Source organism: Flavisolibacter tropicus, from assembly GCF_001644645.1.
Taxonomy (GTDB): domain Bacteria; phylum Bacteroidota; class Bacteroidia; order Chitinophagales; family Chitinophagaceae; genus Flavisolibacter; species Flavisolibacter tropicus.
The window spans coordinates 5367421-5394070 of the sequence record NZ_CP011390.1; the positions used below are offsets into that span (position 1 = coordinate 5367421).

Here is a 26650-nt window from a genome sequence, read left to right on the forward strand (position 1 = left end):
CATGAACTAATCATTGCTTTCTAATTGGCTACAGGTATGGCGATGCCTGCCCTCAGAATATTGAGTATCTAACGTGAAGAGCCAAGCAAATAAAATGGTATTTGCCGAGTCATCGCATTTCCACTCTTAAGTTTTATAACACTCCAAATATTATCGGTTTATGATTCATCATGTGAAGGGTCGCCATCTTTGGTCTGTGAAGAATAGGAGATGGCTGTTTACATTACTGCTTCCTTCTGTATTCTCGCTTACATGTATTAATGCCTTGGGGAATGCAGGTATCCGGGGTATTCCTTTTCAGGATACTATTCCAGCTACTAGAATTACAGGTAAGGTTTTGAACGCTGAGGACGGCGTTCCATTGGCCGGGGCCTCAGTAGAAAACCAGCGTACCAAGCGAGGAACAGTATCCAATGCAGCGGGGTTATTTTCAATAGAGGGCAGAAGAGGTGACAATCTAATTTTTTCTTTTACGGGTAGGGGCACACAAACCATTGCTTATACCGGGCAAAGTTCACTGGATGTTGCGCTTAACAAGGTTGATGGTGAATTGGGGGAGGTTGTTGTTACCGGCTTCCAGCGACTGGATAAAAAGAAGTTTACCGGTTCCGCAGCTACTTTAAAGATGGATGATATTAAAGTAACAGGTGTAACAGATGTAAACCGTTTGCTGGAAGGGCGTGCCGCAGGTGTATCAGTTCAAAACGTTTCCGGTACGTTTGGAGCAGCGCCAAAAGTGCGGGTTCGTGGTGCTACCTCCATTAATGGCGATAATAAACCGCTTTGGGTAGTAGATGGCGTCGTACTGGAAGACATCGTTAATATTTCCAATGATCAGCTGTCAAGTGGAGACCCAACAACTTTATTGGGATCATCTGTTGCGGGGATCAACTCTAATGATATTGAAACAATTGACATCCTCAAAGATGCAGCAGCTACTGCGCTTTATGGTGCCAGGGCCATGAACGGCGTGGTGGTTATTACTACTAAAAAAGGTCGTTCTGGAAAGCCCACTGTTGCTTATACAGCCAACTTTAGTACCCAGTTAAAGCCCGTTTATACTGATTATAATATCATGAACTCCGCCCAACAGATGTCAGTCTTGGGTGAATTAGAAAGAAAAGGGTTCTTGAACTCAGATGTCTTAAATAGGGCTGACTACGGCGTTTATGGACAAATGTTCAATAATCTGAATGCGCTGGGTGCTAATGGTCAATTCCTTTTGCAAAATACACCGGAGGCAAGAAAAGCATTCCTGTTACGCTATGCAAATGCCAATACCGATTGGTTTGATATTCTCTTTCAAAATTCATTGACGCAGGAGCATTCATTAAGCATTTCAGGTGGTACCGACAAGTCTCAATCGTTCTTCTCCACCAGTTTTTATTATGATAATGGTTGGACCATTGCGGATAACGTAAAAAGGTATACGTTGAACTTCCGCAATAATTATTCGTTCAATGATAAGTTAAGCACTGGTTTTTTAGCAGTAGGTTCGGTAAGACAACAAAGAGCGCCGGGCACGCTTAACCGCAACAGCAACCCCGTTTCTGGTCAGTTTGATAGAGATTTCGATATCAACCCCTTTAGTTATGCCTTGAACACAAACCGGGCTATGACGGCTTATGACGAGAATGGCAACCTGGAATACTTCAGAAGAAACTTTGCTCCGTTTAATATCATCAACGAATTAGCAAATAACTATATAGACCTGAGTGTGATGGACTTGAAGCTGCAAGGTGAATTAGGCTATAAATTTAATAAGCACTTGCGTTATGAATTTATAGGCGCCCTACGCTATGTGAAGTCATCCAGAGAGCATCAGATCACTGAAAACTCCAACATGGCGAACGCTTACCGGGCAAACGAAAACGCTACGGTGAATAAAGCCAATAAGTTCTTATACCAGGATCCTGACCACCCTGATGATCCGAAAGTAGTAGTGTTACCTTATGGAGGGTTCTACAACCGTGCCGAAGACCAAATGAAGAACTTTGATGTGCGCAATAGCCTTAATTATAATCAGACCTTTAATAGCGTACATGAAGTAAGCGCTTTATTGGGGCAACAAATAAAATATACAGATCGGCAGAATTTTGAAAATACTGGTTATGGTTATCAATATGAGAACGGAGGCATTCCATTTGTGGATTACCGCATATTGAAGCAAGCGATCGAATCGAATTTTCCCTATTATGGAATGTCTAATTACTACGATCGTTTCGCAGCATTCTACTTAAACGCACAATACACTTTTGATAAAAAGTATAACCTGTATGGAACAGTGCGCTATGATGGATCTAACCGCTTAGGTGCATCACGTAGTGCACGCTGGTTACCTACCTGGAGCTTTGGTGGTGCCTGGAACGTGGAACGGGAACATTTTATGGAAAATGTACGCGTTTTTGATTACCTGAAATTGAGAGCCAGCTATGGTATCACGGCTAACTTAGGACCTGCTACTAACTCTGCTGTTGTTTTGAGAAGCGGTATTACTAACCGGCCCTACGCCGATGAAAGGGAATCGATCATCAGCCTCGTAAACCTGGAAAACGCAGATCTTACCTGGGAAAAGAATTACCAGGCCAACGTGGGTGTCGATTTCGGTTTGTTCAAAAACCGTCTTACAGCCAGCGTGGATGCGTATAGCAGAAGAAGTTTTGATTTAATTAGTCGTGTTAAAACATCAGGTGTTGGTGGTGAAGCTTATAAGGCAGCTAACTACGCAGATATGAAATCGCAGGGTTTTGAATTTCTGTTAAGCGGACAAATCCTGAAGCAACAAAACTTTGATTGGAAATCCACACTTACGTTTGGCTATAACGAAACACAAATTACAAATGCGCAGAATGTGCCTTTGATCTGGGACTTAGTAAAACCAGAAGGAGGCAACCGCCAAGGGTATCCAGTTAATAGTTTGTTCTCTATCAAATTCAAAGGACTTAATCCATCTACTGGTATTCCTGAATTTATTGATGAAACAGGTAAAGTAAGCCAAAGCGTATACCTGCAAGATGATAAAATAGATCACCTGGTATATGAAGGACCAGTTGATCCTATTATAACCGGCGGTTTTTCTAATACATTCAGCTATAAAACCTTATCACTGAATGCATTTCTTACTTACCAGGCAGGAAATAAGATCCGCTTATACCCGGCCTTCCGCAGTGCATACGTAGATCTGGATGCTATGTCAAAAGAATTCTATGATCGCTGGGAAATGATCGGTGATGAACAGATAACAAATGTGCCAGCTATATCAGATGGTCTTTATACCTATTTAACCAGTGGCGCCTATCCTTACAACAACTATAATTACTCAACAGCAAGGGTAGCCGATGGTGGCTTTGTACGTGTTAAAACGATCTCACTGACCTATCAGATGGGTAAGAAAATGCTAGATCGTTTGTCCTTCCTGAAAAACTGTTCCATCACGGCAGCCTTGAATAACTTCTGGTTGCTTTATTCCGATGAAGCGTTAAAAGGACAAGATCCTGAATTCTTTAATGCTGGTGGGGTGGCACAGCCTATTCAAAAGCAAGCTGCACTATCAATTAAACTGGGACTATAAAGAGTTATTACTAAAATCCTAGAAACAGCAAATAATGAAAAATAGAGTCATTCGAAATATAACATACACCGTTGCAGGAATAGTTGTTCTATCATCCTGCAATAAATTCCTGGAAAAGGAGCCTGATAACAGGGCCACGCTGAATACGCCAGAAAAAGTGTCACAGCTTTTAGGAACTGCTTATCCAGGTGCCAATTATATTCCTTTTATAGAAACGTCAACAGACAACGTAGGTGATATTGGATTTGGCGACGCCGGAAGTGCAGATTTGACTACCGCTAATGCTGATGCCTACTTCTTTAGAGATACACGGTCAATTAGTGAAGATAGTCCGGAGTTTTACTGGTTTGCTTGTTACAAGGCTATCGCCGCTTGTAACCAGGCATTGGAAACAATAGGTGTGCAAACAGACCAAGCTGCTTATCAGGCACAACGTGCCGAAGCTCTTGTGGCAAGAGCCTATTCCCATTTTATGTTGGTGAATATCTTTTCGAAGTTTTACGATCCAGCTACTGCGGCATCAGATCCTGGGATTCCTTATGTAACTGTTCCGGAAAAGAATTTTATTAAGCAATACAGCAGAGGTACCGTAGCATCAGTGTATGAAATGATTGAAAAAGACTTGTTGGCAGGATTGCCTTATATCAACGATAATGCCTACACTGTTCCTAAATACCATTTCAATCGGGCCGCAGCAAATGCTTTCGCTGCCAGGTTCTATTTATATAAGAAGGAATATGACAAGGTCTTAGTATATGCTGGACAGGCAGTGCCAAATAACAATTTTCTGCCTAACCTCAGACCTTGGAATACAGAGTATAGTGCCATTGGGTTAAATGATATTGCTCCCCGTTATGCTAAAGCCACAGAGAATGCCAACCTGCTTTTGGCCGAGACCAACTCTTACTGGTTCCGCACCAATGTAGCAGCCCGCTATGCCATGACACCCGAAATAAGAAATCAGATTTTAAGAACGGTACCTGTAACAGGTGGATCTTGGGCTATGCCTACAGGTTCGTATACTGATAATCACTTTGTTGTTCCTAAGATCAGTGAGTATTTCGTAAAGGTTTCTGTAAACGCTGAAATTGGTAATGGATACGTAATGGTTCCACTATTTACGGTGGAAGAGGTGTTGTTTAACATGGCTGAAGCCTATACGCAAAAAGGCCAGTTTAGTAGTGCTATAAGCTTGTTGAACACTTACCTGAGCACACGGATAAAAGGCTATTCGGCAGCTTCACACACACTGACAGAAGATAAGATCAGAAATTATTATGGTATAGCAGATGTACAGCTAGGCTTGCTTGCTACCATTCTTGCTTACAAGCGTACCGAGTTTATTCACGAAGGGTTGCGCTGGTTTGATCTGCTGCGCTATAAAGCACCTGTAACACACCGGACAACTACTGGTGAAACCTATACGCTGGCTCCAAACGATCTGAGGCGTGTTTTTCAGATTCCGGCAACAGCTAAACAATCCGGTGTTGAACAAAATCCAAGATAACTCTATAAAAAATATTTATGCGACTAACTAAATTCTTATTATCCCTTCTTGCTGCAGTGAGCCTGTTTTCCTGCAAAAAAGAAGACCCTTTGCATGTTGATGATATACCTGGTCTGGGTGGAGATACATGGGCAAAGGGGCCTATTGATCAATGGCTGCACGATACACTTACAGTGCCGTTTAATATAGCCACTAAATACAAATGGGACCAGTTTGAACTGGAGATCAATAAAACCATAGTACCTCCTAAAGAAGAAAAGGTGGTACCAGTAATGCGGTCAGTTAAAAAAGTATGGATAGATCCATATATCGCAGAAGGGGGAGAACTTTTCTTTAAAACATATTCACCCAAGTTTTTTGTTTTGGCAGGTAGTGCCAGCTGGAACCTTGATGGTAGTATAACGCTTGGTACCGCTGAAGGGGGCCGTAAAATAGTATTGTACTTACTGAATGAATTTAGAAATAAAACAATGGCTGGTTATGTACCGGCTGATTCTTCTGTGCCTAAGCAAATGTTCCATGTGATCCATCACGAGTTTGGTCATATCCTGGACCAGAACATACGACGACCAGTTGAATTTGATGCGGTTTGTCAAGGGTTTTATACCAGTGATTGGATCAACACGAATGATATAGAGGCTCGTAAAGATGGCTTTGTTACCGCTTATGCTTTATCAAACCCATTTGAAGACTTTGTAGAAATGATTTCTATAATGATGATTGAAGGCAGACCTGGTTTTGATAAGATCGTAAACAGTATCACCGGCACCAGCGTAAGAGGTACCACTGCAGAACAGGCAAAAGCTAAACTACGACAGAAAGAAACTTTGGTTGTGAACTACTTCAAGCAGGCATGGAAGATTGACTTTTACTCCCTGCAGGCAAGGGTAAGAACCGCCATTGAAAAAGAACTTTATTAATAAGAACGCTCAACCCGTACAAAACGGTAAAAAGTATTACATGAAACGCAATATTATATTTTTCCTCTTCCTGGTACTCCTTTTTTCTGCTTGTAAGAAAGAGGATGATACTTTATTCGAACAATCGCCAGACGAAAGGCTCAATGAGGAATTGAATAAATACCAATCGGCATTATCAAGTTCACCTGCGGGATGGAAAGCTACCTTGCTTCTTAGCAGTGGTGATGTTTACAATTTTCATTTCCGGTTCAATAATACCAACAGGGTATTTATGTTTGCCGACATAAACAGTGAAACGGCTGTAAAAGAATATGAAAGCAGTTATCGCCTGAAAGCGTTGCAAACTCCTTCTCTGTTATTTGATACCTATTCATACCTCCATATACTGGCCGACCCTGATGCTAGCGTAAATGGGGGCACTTATGGGCAAGGGCTAGGAGCAGATTTTGAATTTTCCCTTGACTCTCTTGTTTCAGAAACTATTTATCTGACCGGTAGAAAAAATGGTTCAAAACTCAAGTTGATAAAGGCCACTCAGCAAGACCTTGATGTTTGGCAAAATGGTGGATGGGCTAAGGCTTTGTCTTTTGAGAATGTCAATAAGATCCTGAATTATTTCAAGAGAGTAAAAATTGGGGGGAAAGATTATGAAGTAAGTGTGAATTTGCTAAGTCGCATAATCACTTTTACATGGATTGATGGAAGCGGTACACCCAGGCAATTCTCTACCGAGTACAACTACGGTTCAGGAGGTATTATTTTGAAAACGCCTTTTAATACAGGTAGTGAAGTTGTTAATCTGATAATAATAAATAGCTGGGACGGCACTAATTACATTTTAAATGTTTCCATAAATGGAACTGCAACTACGATTGCAGGTGCTGCCAGGCCATTGGTGGTGGATGCCGCTGCCCCTAGGCGTTGGTGGCAGGACGCTGCTAATATCGATGCTTATTGGATTACCCAGGACGGCTTTCATGTAAATGGTGTTGATGATGCTTACGGTCTTAAAACCCTTGATACTAAATATTACTATTTCATATACTGGCCTGCTTATGATCCCGGAAGCAATGATCTGTTTGGACCAGTATTTATCGATGCCGCAGGCACTGGGTTAGAACTGAGATATGGAGCAGCACCCAATATACCTCAGTTTACTTCTGATGGCCGCGCTGTGTTTACATTGCTAGGAAATTATGGCCCATATCCAACCACAGGCCCGGCCGCTCAAACAAGAACGCAATTGCTTTCTTCTCAAGGTTATTATTTCGTACAGACAGGTGACAGAAGCTATGATATGGTGAGCGCCGCAGATTCTAAGATCTGGGTAAGCTGGGTGCGTTAAGCACAAATGTGGATTCGGATCGATCCGTAGCCCGATGTAAACACGTACTAATTATATTATAAACTCAACACTAAAAAATCAAACACATGAAAAAAAGCAACACCCTTTTTCCCTTATTTCTTAGTATAGTTCTGGCTGTAACTATAGTGTCTTGTCAAAAAGGAGAGGATGGCGCTCAAGGTCCTGCTGGCCCAGCTGGTCCGGCTGGTGCTGTAGGTGCTCAAGGTCCTGCTGGCGCTACTGGCCCTGCTGGTCAACCAGGAAGTTCAAATGTGATTTACTCAAATTGGCTGGATGTACCCTATGCGGCCGATACTATACATACAGGAGCTGTTATAGACACTTTAGGCTTTATTGCACTCATAGATGCACCTAAATTGGTTGACAGCATTATTAATAAGGGTATAATTAAAGTTTATTGGAATGCAAATACAGCCGCCGATCCTACTGTAGTGGCACTTCCTTATTTTGAAACCGGAGCTATGTTTAATGCCCCTCTAACAATTAATACCTTTTTTAAAGTCCAAAAGATCTTTCTGTACGCCAATTTTAATGTGAGCTCTTTCACACAACAAAACCAAAAGGTATGGCAATATCGCTATGTGTTAATTCCTGGTGGGCAAACAGGACGAAGTAATATTAACTGGAATAATTACGCTGAAGTGAAAGCTTACTTAGGCCTTAAGGATTAAGCAATAATCTAACAGCTATAATACCTCAATTAAACATTTATAGCCCTGCCTTCTGGCAGGGCTGTTCGTTTTAATTGCAACGGCAATCATGTTCATCTTCTTATTAAACAAAACATGTGAACATGTGAACATGTGAACAAGTAAACATGTGAACTCATAAACGCTCTACAAACTTCTTTACACTTCCTCAAAATCGCGGACATAATAATACACCCTTGGTCGAATTGGGACGATCCAGAAAGCTTCGGTAAACGATTGAAAGTTCAGACCCTCCACGCCCTATGCTTGCCGTTTTTAATGTGGAAATATTTACGTCGTAGCTAAACGCGAATGAAAGCTTTTCTTTATCCAGTTTAACGACCGGTGCTATAGCATCCTTCCAACGAAGCATAGTACCAACATGCAAAACATATAAAGGCCCTTCATAGGTTTCGGCCAGCTTGAGTGAATAAAGAATTCCTCCAAGCGTTTCTTTAAAACTTCCCTGCATGCTTTGGTCTGCCTGTATCGTTAAATAGCTTTGATCATTAATATTCATTTTTGTGCCTATAGAGAAAACATACTTTGGCTTGATCTCTACATTTGCATTTCTATAGAAACTGCTCTTAGGGCGATTTACATGATGATAGGCGCCACCCAGGAAGAAAGTGTTATTGTCGCCGTATTCGGTGTTATAGCTAACTCCAACACTTCCATCAAAATAAGATTGATTGACATTAGCCAGGTTTTCCCCTGGTAAGTTACGTGGGTCTACGCGGGTACCATTGTACTGCATATCGGTAGTAACCTTTGTCAGATCTATTCGTTTTTGAACAAGGCCTGCCATGAATCCAACAGACAGGTAAGAACTTCTATCGCTGCTCAACGACTTGTGGTAATTGATGGCCGGCAGAAGATGTGTTTGCGTTAAACCAGCAGATCCAGCTTTGTCGTATAAAACCTGTCCGGCAATCGTATAGTAGTTGTCGGTTTGGCCTACAGGCATTTTATATTCAACATTAAATGATCCTGTTCGGTAGCCGTTTACAAAGCTATTCCATTGATCACGGTATACACCTTGTATGCGAATGTCTCCTTCAAAAAGCCCGGCAAGCGCAGGGTTTCGCAATAAGGGTGTTTCAAACAATTGTGAGAAATGTATATCCTGTGCTTTTGTGGGTATAGATAAATGGAGGAAGCTAACCATACACAATGCCATCCATTTCATACCTGGTTTCTTAGTAGTCATAAATACAGAGGCGTTTTATAGGATATTGGTATTAAAGATGTAACCTTATCGCAATAAGGTTACATCTCCTTTAAATGTTAATTGGGTACCGTTTTCGCAGATCACGTCGATGATGTATACATAAACGTCATAAGAAGCCAGTTGGCCTTTAAACTTGCCATCCCATCCCTTGGATCGGTCGTTTACTTTAAAGTTGGCGCTTTCAAAAACGGCCTCGCCCCAGCGATTGAAAATGCGGAAGGTTTTTACCGATGCCAGGCCCCGGCCTCTTGGGTAAAACGCTTCATTATAACCGTCACCGTTAGGCGAGAAGGTATTAGGTAAAAACATATTTTCTCCTTTGCAAACAGTAAAGAGTGTGATATTGTCTTCTGCAATACACTTTCCTTTATTTTCTACCTGGATCTTATAGGTTGTATTCAGCTTTGGAGTAGCTACCGGGTCAGGACAATCGTTACAACTTAAGCCCAATGATGGCGACCATTGGATGGCTGTAACATCTGCAGACAGGGTCGGTTTAAGTTGATAAGGGAAGCCTACGTTTACTTCCACGTTGGCTCCAAGCTCTACTGTCGGATAGGGGTACACGGTCACAGGTACCGTAGCTGTGGACGTAAAGCATCCATTTCTGTCGCGCCCGGTTACCGTATACAAAGTAGTAGACGTTGGGTTGGCAATAGGTTTATCGGATGTTGGTTTATCCAAACCTGTTGCGGGTGTCCACTGGTATAGATCGGCACCGCTGGCTTCTAAGCCATACTTCTCACCAACACATAATGTGTCTCCTTTATTAGCTGTAACAGTAAATCGCTGCTGAACGGTTACTACTATTTCATCTGAAGTTTTACACTGTAAACTTCCATGCGTGTCAATACCTTCTACTTTATACTTGATAGTTGCAGTAGGATTGGCAACGGGTGTAGCGCAATTAGTACAGGATAGTGAAGTGGCCGGCGACCAAACATAGCTTTGTGCGCCTGTTGCTTGCAACGTTTTGGATTGATCTCTACAGAGTATGAAGTCTGCTCCGGCATCTGTCTTGGGTAACGGATGTACTTTGGCGTTATGAATCACTTCATCCATACAACCAGATGAATTGGTTAAGCGAAGCTTAACGGCATAATCACCGTCATTTCCATACATGATCGGCGTTGGATCCTTATCTGTAGATAACTGGCCATTAGCAAAGTCCCATGACCATTGGAATAATGTCGATGTATCACTATTGTCCAGGTGACCATTAAACTGGAAAGTGGCCGGTACGCAAGCCTGGTCCGGGCCTGTAATTTTTGCCTTGGGCGATTGTACAATTTTTACTTGGCCTAGCGCTTCTGCAATACAATGGTGTTTAGTTTCCACCAGTACTTTTACAGGATACAAGCCTGTTGCAGAATAGCCATATTTATAAGTATTGGTTGTTCCCGTAGCACTATTTCCATCTCCCAATGTCCAGGTATAAGATTCTATCAGATCGTTGGTAACAGGGGAGGCGGTTAGGTTTACTTCACCTTTATCACAAAGCAGTACTTTGTCGAGTGTTAACCCTGTGCTGATATCATACACTTTTATAGGATGGTCCCCAGTGATCGGGACCTGACAACCAGCAACATCTTTCAAGATCATTTTTGGAACATACTCACCTGGCCTGGTGTAGGTGTAATCTATTTTATTATCTGGGGTAGTAATGGTATTTCCATCATTTAAGTCCCAAATGAAAGTGGCTATATCTTTTGTATTACCGGTCAGGCTAATTTTTACAGGTGTGCAGCCTTCACCATCTGTATAGGTAAACGTTCCTTTAGGGCCAAGAACCTGTATCGTTTGCTTGGTAGTTGATATACAACCACCGTTACCGGTTACGGTTAGTATGGCTTCATAATCGCCCGGATAGGTATAGAAATGGTCGGGGTTTTTATCTGCCGATTTTGAACCATCGCCAAAATCCCAAACCTGGCCAATATAATTCTTGGAATCATTAACAAAGTTGGAAAGCAATGGTGGGCAAGAACTAAACACGCCTGTAGTAGTGATCTTGGCTACAGGATCATATACTTTAATATACTTTAAGGAGTCAGCTTTAGCAATACAACCAAAGCCGTCTGTTACTACCAGCTGCACATCAAACTCACCCTCGGCTGTGTAGTTGATCTTAGGATCAATATCGGTGCTGGATTGTCCATCACCAAAGGTCCATTGGTAACTAATGCCTACGCCGGTAGAGGTGTTGTTAAATTGAATGTCCTTTGTGGTACAGGATAATTTATTGGGAGAAGTAAACGAAGCCTGCGGATCTGCAATAGTTATCAGGTTTGTTTTGGTTACTGTTTCGGTACAACCTTCATTATCCGTTACGGTCATCTTTACGGTATAAGTGTTACCCTTCGTATAAAGATGATCAAAGCTGGGTGGTGTTATAGATTCTTTACTTCCATCACCATAATCAACTTCCCATTTAGTAAGCGGGTATGCAGGATCTGAAGGATTTGAATTATCAGTAAAAGAGACTGTATTGCCAATACAAATTTCTGTTTTAATAGGCGTAAAGTCCGGACGGGGAGCTATTACCTTCACCTCTTGGCTTAAAGAAATAAAACAGTCGTTAATATCCCTGATGCGTACATCTACTTTATAAGTTCCCCGGTTTGCATAGGATTGTTTCCAGCTGGTAGTCCCTGCAAATGGTGGTGCATAGTTAGGAACCCAATTATACGATTTTACATTGGCAGGATCGGCACCCTTTATCTCGTAAGTTACGTCTGCGTTTCTACAAATAAGATCATCGGTTACAGCCAAGCTTATCTTATCATCAATGACCTTAATCGTTTTTTTTGTGGTATAGCTACAGGTGCTATTTGTAACCGTAAGTTTTACCTCGTAAATGCCTTTAGCTGCATAGGTATGGGTAGGGCTTTGATCAGTAGAGGTAGCGCCATCGCCAAACTCCCAAAACCAGGTTTCTGGTAAAATGGATAGATCTGCAAATGTTTTGGTAAAGGGATCTGAACACATGTCTACAGCGAACCTGGCAATAGGAGCCTTTACATTAACCATATCTGGAATGGTCAATGTAGAAGGGCAGCCATTACTAAAAGCGGTAAGTGTAATATTAAATTTGCCAATTCCATCAAACGCATGGTTGGGGTTTTGGAGCGCTGAAGTAGTTCCATCGCCAAAGTTCCAGAGCCAGCGATCTACTGGTGGTGTGGCTGTAGAAAGATCGGTGAATTGAGCCGCTACAGAAGCACAGAAGTCAGTTGGAGAAACTGAGAAGTTCACATTGGGTTTATCGCCAACCTTTACGCCATCCGGGATAGTTATTTTATATGTACACCCTCCTTTTGTTTTATAGGTTAAGGTTACGGCGAACTTGCCTGTTTTGGTATAAATATAGGTAGGTGTCTTTCCTGTTGCTGTCCCTCCGTCACCAAAATCCCATTGGTAATCTGTAATAGGGTCAACGGTATTTATATCAAGAACTGGAGTAACCCTAAGAGGTACACAACCTTCTGTGGGGAGGTTTATAATTGCAACTGCCGGAGCTTTTATTTTGATGTAATCTTTCTTTTCAATCAATTGGGTACAGCCTGCTTTGTTAGTGATGCTAAGACGTACAGTATAAAAGCCAGGAGCAGTATAGGTGTGTGACGGGTCCTTGCCGGCTGAGGTTTTGCCGTCACCAAAGTCCCAGTCATAAGTTACTGCATCGGGTGCATTGCTAGTAAAATTGACTGTATATGGCTGACAGTTTGCCGTATTATCGGCTGTAAATTCTACTGTTGGTCGATTGATAACTTCAATGGTCTTGGTTACAGAACCCTTACAGCTACCAAAGTCATTGTTCAAGGTAACCGTGTAGATGCCTACAGCACCATAGCTTTTAGTAGGATTGATCTCTGTTGAAGTTGTTCCATCGCCAAAATCCCATGCTGCGCTAACAGGAGAGGGGACAGAGGAATTCGAAAAAACAACAGGCTCGTTAATACAGGTAATGGCCGGTGCTGTAATACTGGTGTTGGCTACTCCAACTTTCAATATTTGTGTTTTAGTGGTACTGCAGCCTTTATCGTTGGTCGCCGTTAGTTTGATAGTATAATCGCCGGCTACAGCAAAGGCATGCGTTGGATCTTTATCAGTAGACGTGCTACCATCACCAAATTCCCAGTAATAGCTTAAGGTTCCAGTGCCGGTACTGGAATTATTAAACGTATACGAAACCGGAAGTGTACAACTGGAAGGGGCACTAACCGTAAAGGATGGTTGTACACCATCGTTAATGGTAATGTATTTTAAAAAGGTTCGGGTAGAAGAGCATCCAAAGCTATTTGTGGCTTGTAGCGATACGTGGTAGACACCGGGTATGTTATACGTATGGTCTATCACATTGGCGCCATTTGATGTTTGCCCATCACCAAAGTCCCAAAGCCATGAGGAAAGCGTGCCGTCTCCTGGCGTACTTTTATCAGTAAAGGTCACCTTAAAGGGATAGCAACCAGTAGTTCCTGAACTAATTAGGTCAACACTTGGCGAAGCATATACCGTTATATATTGTGTTTTGGTGATGGTATGGCTACCAGAGGCATTTTTAACCTCAAGTGTTATCGTATACGTGCCGGGGTTAAAATAGGTGGCAGAAGGGTTTTGGAAAAAGGAGACCGTTCCATTACCCAGATCCCATTTCCACGCTGTAGGATTGCCGGTAGACTCATCAGTAAACTTTACCACCAGCGGCGCACAACCTGATAGCGGCGTGGCTGAAAAATTGGCCGATAGCTGTGCGTGGCTTATAGAGAACTGTAAACAAAAGAATAAAAGCCATAACAGTTTCCTGCCAGGTACGGTAACAATTAGTTTCATAGCGATAGTTTCGGTTCGTGTTTTTTAATAGGATTGGGACTCCACAGCACAAGGGTGCTGTAAACAGTTAGTATTCACGGGTAGGATAAAAAGGATTTAAATACAGATAAGGCGCAAAACTAGGAAAGCGGTCTTTGGAATGAATTAAAAAAAGATGACTTGTAAGTTTTGGTGGTTGAAATGCTTATAGGCTCGGTGAAAGAGCCTATAAGATATCTCAACTATTATAAAGAGGGAAAACTTTCGGTAATGTATAGTGTTATTGAAGCATTTTGGCAATCTGAGTGGCCGGTATTGTGTTGGCCATTTTTATCACCTGGTCCTGGGTGTAGCCTGGCGCTTTGAAAGTTATTAGGTTATTGTGCAGCGGTAGTTGTACTTCATAATCCGGTTTGTCGGTGTTGCTGCCAACTTTTTGCACAACTGCTTTGTAGCCGTCAATCTTAATTACTTTCTGATCGCCGGTATTGGCAATGAATGGTACAGAAAGTATGGCATTGAACGTGCCTATTAATGGTGAGTTAGTTATAAGGTCTAATGAGATCATTTTATCGCCTGTACCATATTCACGGTGTATGGACGTACCGATAAAACCTGAGGTGGCCATCACCTGGTCTTTGGCTGTACTGGCCATCTGATCTTCCATCTTAGTGGGTAATATTTTTAATACTTCTTTGCCAATGACCATGTCAATCTCTTGTAGCATTTGCTGCATAGCAAAACGGGAGTCATCCAGTTTGCCGGCTGCATAGGCGCTTCGGGCTGTAGTAACCTGCTTGGCAAATTCCTGAGAAAAAACAGCGGATGTTAATAGGGATATTATAGAGAGAAGGAATAACTTTTTCATGCTTAGTCGTTTTGGAGGTTTAGATTATTTTTCGCCTAACAGCTTTTTAATTTGATCAATGTCCAACTGGTTGGCTGCGGTCATCATTTCCTGCTCAGTGGCAAAGTTGATGCCTTCATATACTAACAGGGATGTTTGACCTAAAGGCACACTGAGTTTATACCCCGTGCTTTTGTCAAATTCAATAACCGCCCGGTTGCCTTTTACCTTGGTCTGCTTCCAGTTTTGCTGTTGGTTACTGCTCTCTGCATAACCACCATTGGTGAAGTATAAGTTGACAGCCTGTAGTAATACAGCGTTATTGGCAATACCTATATTTAATCGCTTGGCATCTGTGCCATACGTACGTTGTATGGTAAGTCCTTGCCAGCCCCAGCTTACACTGGCCACTTTGTCTTGTGTGGTGTCTGCCTTCAGGCCGGAAATAGAAGCAGGCATTGATTTCAATACCTGGTGGCCAATCTGTAGTTCTACGCCTAGCATAGCTTGCTGTACAGAATACCGGGCTTCACTGTAATTGCCACTCTTGAAGGCTGTTTCTGCCGATGTCAGGTTTTCATTTACGTCGGGCGGCGTAATCACAAGACCTTCGCCGGTTGTATTGCCTGTATTTCGGTTGCTATTTCCGCTATTGGTAGAAGATGGGGTGCTGGCAGGAGTGGCTCCGGCAGCATTAACTGCTTGGTTTACCTTGTCTTTGACCTTTTTAAGAAGACCTTGTGCATTTGCTGGTGTTTGTAGGAATGCAGCAGATAGCCAAAACAGGAGGATAGTTTTGATTCTCATGGTGATGAAATTTGGTTAAGGATTGCAGAATTGCGGGGTGCGGGAAATAACAAAGCTACTATCTAAATGGAGAATTCAAAGCCAGGTTCCATTTATTTTGAATGTGTAAAAGCCTTGCTACTGCTGAGTTTGAGAGCGGCGGGAATAAAAAAAGCGGTGAAGATCTTCACCGCTTTTTTACTAATAAAGTAGGTGGTTATTTCAATGCCGTTAATAACTTCTCATTCAGCTTTACATAATCCTCGTTCTTGGCTTGTTTTGCCAGTTCCATAGACTTGTTAGCTGCTACGCGCGCATCTTCTTTTTTACCCAGCTTAGCTAAAGCATTGGCACGCTGATGATGAATCCAATAAGCTGTAGGATTTTGTTCTACTGCCTTATCAAACCACGCCAGTGCCTGGTTCAAATCCCTGCCACTCTCCATGTAGTACATAGCGGACTGGTAGTATGGACGGTTGTCTTTATTCATGACATTATCAATCTGTGCCATGATCTTTTTGTCAATATCAGAAGTAATAGGAACGTTTACAGCTGTTTTGTCCCACACGATCTGCAGGTCAGTGCTGCTAGGCTTTACATTTACAAACTGCATGGTAAATGTTTCCTGGCTGTCATTCAGTTTTGAGGACTTCACTTTTACACGGGCCACATCGTCTTCCTGCTTATAGCCGTCAATACCCCAATTGGTAAGACCCTTATTGATCACAATTTCCCACTCATTTTCTGTAGGGATTGTATACAGTACGTATTCGCCGGCTTTTACATCAGTGCCACCCACTTTTACATCGTCTGCAAACTTGATACGGGTAGCTGCATTAGCGCCAGTACGCCATAATTTACCGTAAGGTACCAGGTCGCCAAATACTTTACGTCCTTTAATATTGGGGCGGGAATAAGTGAGTTCTACCGAGCTAATGCCAAATTCTTGTTTAATAGTTTGGGTAGGGCTTGGTGCAGGTGTTTTAATGGGTTGCGCATCTGCCACCATAAGCGTTAGAAGGGTAGCGCTACAAAAGAAAAATTTCTTGAACATAGCTGTTGATTTGCAGCAAATGTAACTGAAGAAAGCTCAATACCCTAAACGTTAAGCAAATTCCAACTATCAAATTCCAAACTCAAAATTCGAAATCCACTTAATCCGTGTACTTAGAAAGAGATCTTCACCTTCCCATTCTTACGCTTTTTCTTTTTCCATCCAGGACCTTCCTGTAGTAAGCGGATGGCTTCTTTATCGCAAGAAGTACAAAGCGATTTTTCTACCTTAATGTTTACCGGCTCGCCATTTTTATTTACATCAAAAGATAGTTCTACTTCGCCCTTTATTTGCTTGCTGGTTACTTCCTCTGGTATTTGAATATTGTCTGCTATATAGTTGTTGAAAGACGACCATCCATTTTCCGGTTCTAAATCTTCCACTTCTTTTTTGGTTTGCGCATCAGAAGGGCGGCCCGTTCTAGCCCTTTTAACGCCATAGCCAGTTACAACCACTTCATTTAAAGCAGCCGATGATTCATTTAATACAACGATCTTTTCTTCTGCTGGGTTATTTAAGGCTATGCGGTTGGTTTCAAACCCTATTGCGGCAATTGTGGCATTGAGCACTGTGTCGGGGGTTGTTAACGAAAACTGTCCTTGTATGTTAGTGGTAGTACCGGTAGGCTTCCCATTGATCATAACACTGGCGTTAGGTACCGGGTTGCCCTTGGTATCCAGTATTTGTCCTTTAAAGGTATGTTGGTAGGATGCCCGGTTCTTTGCAAAACTGTTAGAGGCTGCTACTTCCTTTTCGGCTATTACATCAGCCGCCTTCAAGGATAATTTGTTTTCAGCAGGCGCACTCGCTATAGCCACTGGCGCTACCATCGGCGTTGTTTTACTTACAATGGCTTCATCTGTCTGGCGTATTGGTTTGTTTGTTGTTTTTGCAACAACCGGCTTAGGTCTGCTCTTTTCAATTTTTAATGCAGGTATCTGCGTTTCTTTCGTTTGTACTATAGCGCTACTGTCAATTGTCGCTGGAGCGGCTATAGTGGCTTTATTTGGCTCTTCTTGTTTTTCTGGCATTGCCTTATGCGTTACCGCCAGGTTCTCTTTTTTCGTAAACGAGAATTGGTAAACGGTCCAGCCAGCGCCAGCCAATAGTAAGAAAAGCGCTGCTACACGTATCCATGGCTTTAAGAAGAAAAGTGGATACACACGTTTACGTTCTACTTTATTAGCCAACTGTTGCTGCAGGAAGGCCAGGTCGGATTGTGGGGTAGAAGTATGCTGATAGCCTTCTAAGGCATCGGCCAGGAAGGGATCATCCAGCGCTGCTTTTTCCAAAGCATGCCGTTCCTGCATAGATAGGGTGCCGGCATAATACCGTTCTATATCTGCTGCAGTAAAACCTGGGTTATGATCCGCTTGTTTCATTTTTTAAAGTGGTTTCTAAACTTCTTTTTTCCATGCACAGCTTTAAATTGCGCCGTCCATTCTGTATAAAGCTTCTTACCTTATTCCATTCAATGCCTGTTTGGTCGGCTATTTCATTATAGCACTTGCCCTGCAGGTAAAACAACTCAATGACCTGGCGTTGCTCACTGATCAATCGCTCCAGGCAATACTCCAGTTGTTTAAAACTCTCCTCTTTCTCAAATACACCGTCAAGATGCACATTTTCTTCCGATTGCATAAGCCCAGTATCCATTTTAACCAAAATCGTTTTCTGGGCACTGCGCAGACGCATCAGGCAGTGGTTTTTGGACACCTGGTACAGCCAGCTTCTAAAATTCTCAATTTCATGCTTCTGCACCTTGCTTACCAGCTCCTCAAACAGGTTGATCACGGCATCTTTTGCATCCTCAGGCTCTTTCAGGTATTTTAAACATACACCATATACCAGGTCCATATAGCGCTGGTACAAGGTGCCCAGCACTTGCAGGTCGGTCGACTGCTTATACTGCTGCACCAATTCAGCATCGGTTAATGGAGACGATATGTTTTTGAGAAAAGACAAGAGGATAAAATTAGCCGAAATATTTTTTTATAAGACTTATGTAATTGCAAAAATAGCTGCATCAATAGGGCAAAACCATTTTATATGAGAAAAGTATTCCTGCTTTTAGCTCCTGTGATCTTGATGTTTTTGGCATTTCGTACTATAGCAGACCAAACTATATCGGGTACTGTTACTGACGCCAACGGCAATGGTATATCCAATGTGACGGTACAAGTGAAAGGAACCAAAACGGCCACAACAACAGATGCAAAAGGTCAATTCTCAATAACCTATACCAATGTTAAGGCAGTATTGGTGTTTTCAGCAGTAGGGTACGAATCGGTGGAGAAGGCGGTAAAAGGACAAACGAGTTTGAACATAACATTGAACGCTAGTCAGCAAAACTTGCAGGAAGTAGTAGTAACAGCCTATGGTACAAAGCGAATGCGAAAAGCAACGTTTTCAGCACCTTATGCCAATTCACAAGTTGTGCAAGGAGGAGCGGCAGGTGTACAAATAAGAGGCGTTAATAGCATTTATGGCTATAATGGGGAGAGAGAACTTAATACGGAAGATTATGATCATATAGCTGAAAATGGCTTTCATAAAGTAAGCGATGATCCACTATCTACCTTCTCCATAGATGTAGATGCCGCTTCTTATAGCAATGTGCGTCGCTTTTTAAACAATGGTCAACTGCCACCAGCAGGTGCTGTACGCATAGAGGAGATGATCAATTACTTCCGCTATAACTATACAGCGCCTACTGGCAAGCAACCTTTCTCTATTACTACAGAAATGGCGGCCTGTCCATGGAATACCAAAAACAAACTGGTGATGATTGGCCTGCAAGGCAAAAAGATTCCCATGGAGAATCTGCCCGCTTCTAACCTGGTATTCCTGATCGATGTATCGGGCTCTATGCAAGGCCCTGAGCGCCTGGGGTTAGTGCAGTCTTCCATGAAACTGTTAGTGGATCAATTGCGTGAAGAAGACCGTATCTCTATTGTCGTATATGCAGGTGCAGCTGGCATGGTACTGTCGCCCACCAGCGGTGCCAATAAAGGCAAGATCAAAGATGCGATCAATCAACTGCAGGCAGGTGGTTCCACTGCTGGTGGCGAGGGCATAAAGCTGGCCTATAAAGTGGCAAAAGAGAACTTTAGAAAGGATGGCAATAACCGCGTGATCTTGTGTACTGATGGCGACTTTAATGTAGGTGCCAGCAGCGACGATGAACTGGAGCGCCTGGTAGAAAAAGAGCGGGAGAGTGGTGTGTTCCTGACGGTGTTAGGCTATGGTATGGGTAATTATAAAGACAACAAGATGCAGAAGCTGGCCGATAAGGGTAATGGTAACCATGCTTATATCGATGGCATTGGTGAAGCCAAAAAAGTATTGGTGAGCGAGTTTGGCGGTACACTGTTTACCATTGCCAAAGATGTAAAGCTGCAGGTAGAATTTAATCCTGCTAAAGTTGCTGGCTATAGACTGATTGGTTATGAAAACCGTATGCTGAATAAAGAAGATTTTAATGACGATAAAAAAGATGCGGGTGAGTTAGGCAGTGGCCACACCGTTACCGCACTGTATGAAGTAATACCTGCAGGAGTGGAAAGCGAGTTCTTAAAAGATGTTGATCCACTGAAGTACCAGAATGTAAAAGCAACAACCAATACAAGCAAGGATATTCTAACTGTGAAGTTTCGATACAAACAACCCGATGGTAATAAAAGTGAATTAATAGAACAACCTGTAATCGACCAATCCATTGCCTTTGACAAGACATCCGATAATTTCCGCTTTGCTACAGCAGTAGCCAGCTTTGGTATGTTACTGCGCAACTCTGAGTTTAAAGGTACTAGCGGTTATGCGCAAGTGTTAAACATAGCCAAAGCAGCCAAAGGTACAGATGCGGAAGGGTATAGAGCTGAATTTGTAAAGCTGGTGCGTAAGGCCGCAGAATTATCAAAAGCGAAAGTAGAGGAGGAAGAGGATGTGGTGGTGAATGAGTAAAGTTAAGAGCTGCGAGTGGTGAGGGAAGGGGTGACAAGTTAACAAGTTGGAAAGTTGACAGGGGAAGAAGTACAAAGCAGGCTACAATAGTCTTTAAGATTAATGTAGTCTGCTTTGTGCACATTGTGTTTTGTCCCCGCCGTGTCTCCATTTTATGACTTTGCGCGTGGCTGTGACACGGCGGGATTGTAAAATAATAATACAGGCTCTCTCAAAATGTAAGTGCCGGGCTGATGAGCCTTAGTAAAACATTAGAAAAAAACATTGCTTGTTTCGTTATGAGTGGCAGAGTGGTCTTGCAAAACCGTTGTAACTTGGTAGTACTTATGCAACATATAGCTCTTCTACTCATCCTACTAATTAGCGTAGTCAATACGAATGCGCAACAAGCCAACAAGGAAGTTTATAAATGCACTCCATGCGGTAGTGATTGTGATAAAGCAGAGTACAGTGCGGAAGGGAAATGCAAACACTGCAACATGAAGTTGGTGCCTGCTTCAACCATACATTTTGAAGAAATTGCTCCCTCTACTATTTGCAGCTACATAGCAAGCCACCCAGATGCAATCTTGCTGGATGTAAGAACCAATGGAGAATACGAAGGCACAGCCAATCCAAATTACGGTACCTTAAAAGGTGCTATAAATATTCCCATACAAGAACTTTCTCAACGACTTTCAGAACTGGATAAGTACAAAGACAAAGAGATCCTGGTATATTGCTCTCACAGTCACCGGAGTCCACAAGCCGCCTATTTGCTAACACAAAATGGCTTTATTAAGGTAGTGAATATGGCAGGAGGGATGAGTGTGGTACAAGATACTACCTGTAAGAAATAAAGAACTTACTATCTTATTGTTCTCTAAGATCATAACCTCACTACAGAGTATCCTATATTGCAACGGATATTTATCGCCATTGTTGGTCTTCGGTGTGTGGTTGCCGTTGTTGTGTCTTTTGAGCAACAACTAACGATCAGGTAGCTTTCTTTAAAGTTCTGCTGTTAATGAAAACACCAACAGCAGCGTATAAATAAAAAAAAGCCCGCTTTTGTGGGCTTTGTAAAGTTGTTTACGGGATATGGATTGATTTTCATACACCGTTTATCAGTACATAAATTTCTAGTGATTTAAATCGCTATTTAACATGTGCACCGACACCTACCTCATGATGTTTGGTGCCTACTCGTCCCGATGTACTGCAAGAACTAATAGAGGCACCAATTATCATAAGCATAGCTACGATAATTGAGTACTTTTTCATACTATATATGTTTTAGTATATAGCAATAAAAACTATGCCATTTACGCCTTTATGGTGCCGCTACCGCACAATGACTGTGAAGAACGCCTGCAAGGGTCTAAGAGTGGTTTTAACAAGGTGGTAAATATGGCTGGCGGAATGAGCATGGTATAAGATACTACCTGCAAAAAATAGTATCGTTAAGTTATCCATATTAATTCTCGTGCTCTCTGCATCTTATGCCGGTGAGTATGTGTAGTAAGTGTGGAATAGAATTCCTGTAACTGACTAAGTTGGTAGGAAAGGAGTTGCGTTTTTAGGGTTAACGCTTGGTGTGAAAATATGCGCTTTTTATGTTAACGGTAACAAAGAAACGCAAGTGAAAGGGGCTAATAATAAATGGTTTGCAACTCAGCCACAACTCTTAGCTAACAGCAAAAACAGGCGTATATTTGGGAGTTAGCGGAAACTTTGCAAACATCAGTTTTGAAGTCAACTATGCCAAAGCATGACTGTAACAAGAAATCACATTAAAATCTTTTTTGCAATAATTCTCATAGCCTGTACTGTTGCTTATGCTGTCAGATTTAGAAAGGCATCTGAATTAGAGGAGCATGGCACAATTACTACTGGATATGTTACAAGCGTTTGGGATGCTTACAAGGGATGGACACGCTTTAAGTATTATTACTTTCACAATGGAAAAAAGATTAAGGGAAGCGATTCTTACAAAACCCTCTCTTTTACCATTAAAGACTCGCTGGTAGGAAAAGCAGTCCCAATTCTATACGTGCCAGAAAACCCGCAAAATAACAAGTTACTATTGACAGAGGCCGATTTTAATGGCCTAAATAAAGAATTTCCTGATAGTTTGAAATGGATTCAACGGTATGAGAAATGGTAAGAAATAGCCCCTTAGCTATCCGTAGTGTTTTTACAAATTATAAACGACCGCTGTCCGGAGTTTGCAACCACAAGTGTTCGAAACCTTGTTTTTAGCTGGAGTTCCAAAGCGGAGCGGCTTTACGGGGATCACCACCACACAGGGTTACAATGGTTTTAATGATTTGGTTTTCCAGTTCAATTTCAAATTGCAGTCGGGCAATCTTATAGCTGCTAATGTGATTGAGTTTCTTGTAGGCGATGACCAGGGCCGCTACAATTAAGGTCATGTAGATCATGACCTGGATGCCGTTTTCTGTGCGACTGACCAGGTGGGCGGCACTGAGGTGTTGCTTGATAAATCGAAAGAAGACTTCAATGTCCCAGCGCCTGCGGTACCATTCGGCCAGGGTGTACGGGTTTTCCTCCATCAGGTTCGTGATCAGCCACAGCGCTTCGCCGTTTTGGGTCAGCGTAGCTTTGATAACCCGGTACGTATACTGGGTGGTTTTGCCTTTTCGTTTATAGAGAAAGCCCTCTTCATCACCGTATACCTTAACCGAAGATTGGCGGGGCGCTCGTGGCAAGGGGCGGCAGCGCTTCAACTGAAAATAAATATTGGTCTTGGTGCGGCCCACAAACCCCTTGCCGGCCGTGGTAAACCGGTCAAAAGCGTCGCGCAACTGCAGGCCCCGGTCAAAGACCACCACACCGTCTTTTAAGTACGCCGCTTCATCAATGAGGGCGGCCAGCGCCTTGTCTTCACTGATGAAGGTAGACTGGGTATACACCTTGACCGAGGCGGGTAGGGAGCCCTTTAAAGCCACGCTGTACTTGGTGTGCCCCTTGGTGAGGTTGGGGCCGTTTTGCAGCCCCCCGGCCAACAGGCGGGCCGACAGCGCCACATAGGTGCTATCGACCCGGGTAAGAGCTTTTTCTTCCCCGAGCACTTTGGTGTAGAGGGCGGACACGGTGGCAAACAGTTTTTCAAAATAGGCAGCCCGCATGGTGCAGATGCGGTCACGGATGGAATTGTAGCGGCTGTGCAGGGTTTCACTGTGGGCAAAGGACTTAAAGGAGGCGGACGCTAGAAAACTTTCCATCACCCGCAGGGAAAGCTTTTCGGAGTTGAGCATCGAAAACAAGATCAGCTTGAACATGATCTCGCCGGAGAGTTTTTTGACCTGGTGGTCCACCTGGGTGGTAACGGCTAAAGCCCTCAGGCAGCGCGCCGGCAGGAGCTTTAGCAAAGCAGCAGCTGTCATGCTCAATAGACGTTAAACGCCCTGCTAAGGTTTCGAACACTTGTGGTTTGCAACTCCGGACTTTTAAACAATCAACCTGTAACAAAGCAAAACAGGTATCAGGCATATTTCCTTAAGTTTACCGCTATGCCTGCCGGTGGTTACAAAATTGACAATCAGGATGCTTCGGTTTCACAGCCGAGTCTCCTTTGCCTGGCTGTCTTATCCTGAAATAGGTTTACCCTCAATCTGGCGCAAGGTACTGTCAAGAAAACCAAATTATTCAGGCACTAATTTTTAATACCTTTGTTTTCTTAAAGAAGACATCTGCCGATACTTCGATGGCTGTCTATCTTGTTTAGCCCAGGCGTTTGCCCGGGCTAATTTTTTGTCCCTTGCCCAACCAATGCCACCGAAGGCGCTGCGGCTGTATCGCCTAATGCTGGCCCCGGTATCTTATCGATAAAAGCTTCGTTGTTTTTCCAAAGTGCATAGATGATCATAAGCAGTTTTTTCTGTACCGCTGTATACGCTTTCATTTTCAGCTTACTTCTTTCATACACCCTTTGATAGAGGTTTTTAAAAACACCCACTTCATATTTAATCATATTAAAAGCCGGAAAATGCAAGCACCTCCGGATCCGGCTATTGCCCTTCTTGGATATTTTTGTTTTACCTACCCGCTTACCGGAGTCGTTGGCCACTACATCATAGCCTGCATAACTGACCAGTTGCCCCGCACTTTCAAAAGCCGCAAAACCATTGGTCTCTGCTACAATTACGGCCAGGCTTTGGCAGCCCAGTCCTTTGATGCTCCCGATCTTTTCAAATTTTTGTTTTAAGGCCGGATCAGCATCGATAAGTGCCTGCACTTTTGTTTTAAGTGACGCTTTGTTCTTTTTTAGAACCACTAGTTGCTTTTGCAGCATCTTCTCCAGGTCTTTATCGCGGAACATGCCATGCTGCAGGGCGTGCAACTGATTGGACAGCGCGATGGCTTGCTCGGTAAGGTTTTGAATCTGCCGGGTCACCAATCGCAGCCGGTAAATGTTGGCCGATAAGGGTTGCCACCGGCTGCACTGTTGTTCGCAGGCCATTTGGGCAAGGCCTTTGGCATCAATACGATCGGTTTTTGAGTTCAGGCCCAGCGACTCTTTATATTTCCGGGCTTTGTTGGGAAGCACAACGGAGAGATCGTATGCTTTGGTGTGCAGGTACCAGGCCAGCTGCTCATAATAGACCCCCGTTGCTTCCATTAAATAAACCGTCGGCAAAGGGAGCTTCTTGTGTTTCGTACACCAGGCATCGAAACGATCAAACCCTGTTTTGTCATTACTAAAACTGCTGCGTGCTTGAATGATAACGTGCTGCTGGCGGTCAATTACACTTAAACAAACATCAAAGCTGTCCATGGCCATGTCTATACCAATACCATACTTCAATAAATCCATACCTGAATTTGAAAAATGAATACGCAGCAACGTTTTCTTTAGTAGCCTTCTCTCATATTTTATACAAGGTTAGCAGCTCTGTAAGGCGGCTACCTTTAAGTACTGTTCAGGCTTTAAAAGAAAAAGCAATTAAGGGAGGCCTTGCGCTCAACATAGCGATGCTTGTTTAGTATGCGTACTGGTTACTTAATTGCTTTGTTGCTATAATGAAAAATAATCTTTTGCAATGATATGAGTATGCAGCCTGGCCCATTGCCGCTAAGCGTACTTGTGCCGCACTTTTAGAGTGGTTTTGCCATCGGCACAATGCTTAAAGTCTTTCGTGAAAAGTTACGACCCGTCTTCTACCACGGCACAAGTACCCTAAGCGGCCAAAGCCCTGCGGCATACTTGCGCCAGATGCTCCGCGATGCTTTCCTATTGTCATATTCATAGACCTGTCTGCTATTTGCGCTTATGCCTTGTTGTTATTAGTTTTACCCGATGAGCCGTAAGTACAAGTTCCGGGACAACGACCAGCTCTATTTTGTCTCTTTTGCCGTGGTGGGCTGGATCGATTTGTTTATCCGCACCGAATACAAAGACATCCTGCTCAAAAGCTTCCAGTACTGCAGGGAGCATAAAGGCCTGGAGTTGTATGCCTACTGCATTATGACCTCGCACGTGCACCTGATCATCGGCTCTCAGAAAGAACCCATGGCGAACATCATGCGCGATTTAAAGCGGCATACCTCCGAGCAGCTGCATAAAGCCATTCAGCAACACCCGGGCGAAAGCCGGAAAGAGTGGATGCTGCAGCTGCTGCAGCAGGCCGGAAGCCAGAATTCCAACAACCGCGGGTTTCAGCTTTGGCGGCAGGACAACCGGCCTATTGAGTTGCGGGATGCCCATCGGTTGTACCAAAAGTTGAACTATATTCACCGCAACCCGGTAGCGGCTGGTTTTGTGGAAAAGGAAGAAGACTGGTTGTACAGCAGTGCCCGGAATTACTTTGGGTTGAAAGGTTTGATAGAGGTTACTCTCTTAGAGCCGCAAGTAGTAACCGTTACGTAGCGTCTTACAGCGCGGCACAAGTACGCAGCGCG

The 26650-nt window shown here is 43.1% G+C and carries 19 protein-coding genes; 9 read left to right on the plus strand and 10 right to left on the minus strand.

Annotated elements, in window-relative coordinates; translation table 11 throughout:
* Positions 1-160 precede the first annotated feature (160 nt).
* The 5 genes from SY85_RS22850 (at position 161) to SY85_RS25800 (ending at position 8035) form a co-directional block, all read left to right on the plus strand.
* The gene (locus SY85_RS22850; protein ID WP_071892086.1) at positions 161-3571 is read left to right on the plus strand and encodes a SusC/RagA family TonB-linked outer membrane protein; all 3411 of its coding nucleotides are present in this window, start codon (positions 161-163) and stop codon (positions 3569-3571) included.
* A gap of 34 nt (positions 3572-3605) precedes the next feature.
* Entirely contained in the window at positions 3606-5078 is a 1473-nt protein-coding gene (locus tag SY85_RS22855) for a RagB/SusD family nutrient uptake outer membrane protein (RefSeq protein WP_066408163.1), read from the plus strand.
* 17 nt (positions 5079-5095) lie between these two features.
* The gene (locus SY85_RS22860; RefSeq protein ID WP_066408165.1) at positions 5096-5998 is read left to right on the plus strand and encodes a zinc-binding metallopeptidase; all 903 of its coding nucleotides are present in this window, start codon (positions 5096-5098) and stop codon (positions 5996-5998) included.
* Positions 5999-6038: 40 nt separating this feature from the next.
* Positions 6039-7343: a DUF4302 domain-containing protein gene (locus tag SY85_RS22865; RefSeq protein WP_066410086.1), complete on the plus strand. Its 1305-nt coding sequence runs from the start codon at positions 6039-6041 to the stop codon at positions 7341-7343.
* Positions 7344-7429: 86 nt separating this feature from the next.
* The gene (locus SY85_RS25800; protein WP_066408167.1) at positions 7430-8035 is read left to right on the plus strand and encodes a hypothetical protein; all 606 of its coding nucleotides are present in this window, start codon (positions 7430-7432) and stop codon (positions 8033-8035) included.
* Between the two features lie 187 nt (positions 8036-8222).
* Here the strand turns inward: SY85_RS25800 and SY85_RS22875 are convergent, their stop codons facing one another.
* The 7 genes from SY85_RS22875 to SY85_RS22905 all read right to left on the minus strand — a co-directional run bounded on the left by SY85_RS22875 (position 8223) and on the right by SY85_RS22905 (position 18748).
* Positions 8223-9263 carry a PorP/SprF family type IX secretion system membrane protein gene (locus SY85_RS22875; protein ID WP_066408169.1) on the minus strand — a complete coding sequence of 347 codons (1041 nt, stop codon included), beginning with the start codon at positions 9261-9263 and terminating at the stop codon, positions 8223-8225.
* A gap of 45 nt (positions 9264-9308) precedes the next feature.
* On the minus strand, positions 9309-14117 hold the full coding sequence (locus tag SY85_RS22880) for a PKD domain-containing protein (RefSeq protein WP_066408170.1): 4809 nt from the start codon (positions 14115-14117) through the stop codon (positions 9309-9311).
* A 259-nt stretch (positions 14118-14376) separates the two neighbouring features.
* The gene (locus tag SY85_RS22885; RefSeq protein WP_066408171.1) at positions 14377-14964 is read right to left on the minus strand and encodes a hypothetical protein; all 588 of its coding nucleotides are present in this window, start codon (positions 14962-14964) and stop codon (positions 14377-14379) included.
* Between the two features lie 24 nt (positions 14965-14988).
* Positions 14989-15750, minus strand: coding sequence for a hypothetical protein (locus tag SY85_RS22890; RefSeq protein WP_066408174.1), 762 nt, complete (start codon positions 15748-15750; stop codon positions 14989-14991).
* A gap of 196 nt (positions 15751-15946) precedes the next feature.
* The gene (locus tag SY85_RS22895) at positions 15947-16783 is read right to left on the minus strand and encodes a DUF2911 domain-containing protein (protein ID WP_066408176.1); all 837 of its coding nucleotides are present in this window, start codon (positions 16781-16783) and stop codon (positions 15947-15949) included.
* A 113-nt stretch (positions 16784-16896) separates the two neighbouring features.
* Positions 16897-18165 (minus strand): energy transducer TonB, encoded by a 1269-nt coding sequence (locus SY85_RS22900; protein WP_066408179.1) that lies wholly within the window; start codon positions 18163-18165, stop codon positions 16897-16899.
* Positions 18146-18748 (minus strand): RNA polymerase sigma factor, encoded by a 603-nt coding sequence (locus tag SY85_RS22905; RefSeq protein WP_066408181.1) that lies wholly within the window; start codon positions 18746-18748, stop codon positions 18146-18148. Before SY85_RS22905 ends, SY85_RS22900 begins: the two co-directional genes overlap by 20 nt.
* Before the next feature lie 84 nt (positions 18749-18832).
* Here SY85_RS22905 and SY85_RS22910 point away from each other — a divergent pair, with 84 nt between their 5' ends.
* Together SY85_RS22910 and SY85_RS25745 are read left to right on the plus strand one after the other, a co-directional pair.
* Positions 18833-20746, plus strand: a complete 1914-nt coding sequence (locus SY85_RS22910) for a vWA domain-containing protein (RefSeq protein WP_066408184.1) — start codon at positions 18833-18835, stop codon at positions 20744-20746.
* A 479-nt stretch (positions 20747-21225) separates the two neighbouring features.
* Positions 21226-21585 carry a rhodanese-like domain-containing protein gene (locus SY85_RS25745; protein ID WP_158513022.1) on the plus strand — a complete coding sequence of 120 codons (360 nt, stop codon included), beginning with the start codon at positions 21226-21228 and terminating at the stop codon, positions 21583-21585.
* Between the two features lie 298 nt (positions 21586-21883).
* On the opposite strand, the gene SY85_RS26130 is transcribed toward SY85_RS25745, so the two are convergent.
* Entirely contained in the window at positions 21884-22009 is a 126-nt protein-coding gene (locus tag SY85_RS26130) for a hypothetical protein (RefSeq protein WP_257739091.1), read from the minus strand.
* 487 nt (positions 22010-22496) lie between these two features.
* On the opposite strand from SY85_RS26130, the gene SY85_RS22920 reads away from it, so the two are divergent.
* On the plus strand, positions 22497-22892 hold the full coding sequence (locus SY85_RS22920) for a hypothetical protein (RefSeq protein ID WP_066408187.1): 396 nt from the start codon (positions 22497-22499) through the stop codon (positions 22890-22892).
* Between the two features lie 91 nt (positions 22893-22983).
* Here the strand turns inward: SY85_RS22920 and SY85_RS22925 are convergent, their stop codons facing one another.
* On the minus strand, positions 22984-24135 hold the full coding sequence (locus SY85_RS22925) for an IS4 family transposase (protein WP_066404563.1): 1152 nt from the start codon (positions 24133-24135) through the stop codon (positions 22984-22986).
* A 359-nt stretch (positions 24136-24494) separates the two neighbouring features.
* The gene (locus SY85_RS22930) at positions 24495-25565 is read right to left on the minus strand and encodes an IS110 family RNA-guided transposase (RefSeq protein WP_066408189.1); all 1071 of its coding nucleotides are present in this window, start codon (positions 25563-25565) and stop codon (positions 24495-24497) included.
* 483 nt (positions 25566-26048) lie between these two features.
* Here SY85_RS22930 and SY85_RS22935 point away from each other — a divergent pair, with 483 nt between their 5' ends.
* A complete protein-coding gene (locus SY85_RS22935; protein WP_066408191.1) occupies positions 26049-26618 on the plus strand; it encodes an REP-associated tyrosine transposase in 570 nt (189 codons plus the stop codon).
* Positions 26619-26650: the final 32 nt, after the last annotated feature.

Bases quoted from the DNA above. Each gene is read 5' to 3' on its own strand.
- SY85_RS22850 (WP_071892086.1), top strand. From the start codon at position 161: ATGATTCATCATGTGAAGGGTCGCCATCTTTGGTCTGTGAAGAATAGG.
- SY85_RS22855 (WP_066408163.1), top strand. From the start codon at position 3,606: ATGAAAAATAGAGTCATTCGAAATATAACATACACCGTTGCAGGAATA.
- SY85_RS22860 (WP_066408165.1), top strand. From the start codon at position 5,096: ATGCGACTAACTAAATTCTTATTATCCCTTCTTGCTGCAGTGAGCCTG.
- SY85_RS22865 (WP_066410086.1), top strand. From the start codon at position 6,039: ATGAAACGCAATATTATATTTTTCCTCTTCCTGGTACTCCTTTTTTCT.
- SY85_RS25800 (WP_066408167.1), top strand. From the start codon at position 7,430: ATGAAAAAAAGCAACACCCTTTTTCCCTTATTTCTTAGTATAGTTCTG.
- SY85_RS22875 (WP_066408169.1), bottom strand. From the start codon at position 9,263: ATGACTACTAAGAAACCAGGTATGAAATGGATGGCATTGTGTATGGTT.
- SY85_RS22880 (WP_066408170.1), bottom strand. From the start codon at position 14,117: ATGAAACTAATTGTTACCGTACCTGGCAGGAAACTGTTATGGCTTTTA.
- SY85_RS22885 (WP_066408171.1), bottom strand. From the start codon at position 14,964: ATGAAAAAGTTATTCCTTCTCTCTATAATATCCCTATTAACATCCGCT.
- SY85_RS22890 (WP_066408174.1), bottom strand. From the start codon at position 15,750: ATGAGAATCAAAACTATCCTCCTGTTTTGGCTATCTGCTGCATTCCTA.
- SY85_RS22895 (WP_066408176.1), bottom strand. From the start codon at position 16,783: ATGTTCAAGAAATTTTTCTTTTGTAGCGCTACCCTTCTAACGCTTATG.
- SY85_RS22900 (WP_066408179.1), bottom strand. From the start codon at position 18,165: ATGAAACAAGCGGATCATAACCCAGGTTTTACTGCAGCAGATATAGAA.
- SY85_RS22910 (WP_066408184.1), top strand. From the start codon at position 18,833: ATGAGAAAAGTATTCCTGCTTTTAGCTCCTGTGATCTTGATGTTTTTG.
- SY85_RS25745 (WP_158513022.1), top strand. From the start codon at position 21,226: ATGAAGTTGGTGCCTGCTTCAACCATACATTTTGAAGAAATTGCTCCC.
- SY85_RS26130 (WP_257739091.1), bottom strand. From the start codon at position 22,009: ATGAAAAAGTACTCAATTATCGTAGCTATGCTTATGATAATTGGTGCC.
- SY85_RS22920 (WP_066408187.1), top strand. From the start codon at position 22,497: ATGACTGTAACAAGAAATCACATTAAAATCTTTTTTGCAATAATTCTC.
- SY85_RS22925 (WP_066404563.1), bottom strand. From the start codon at position 24,135: ATGACAGCTGCTGCTTTGCTAAAGCTCCTGCCGGCGCGCTGCCTGAGG.
- SY85_RS22930 (WP_066408189.1), bottom strand. From the start codon at position 25,565: ATGGATTTATTGAAGTATGGTATTGGTATAGACATGGCCATGGACAGC.
- SY85_RS22935 (WP_066408191.1), top strand. From the start codon at position 26,049: ATGAGCCGTAAGTACAAGTTCCGGGACAACGACCAGCTCTATTTTGTC.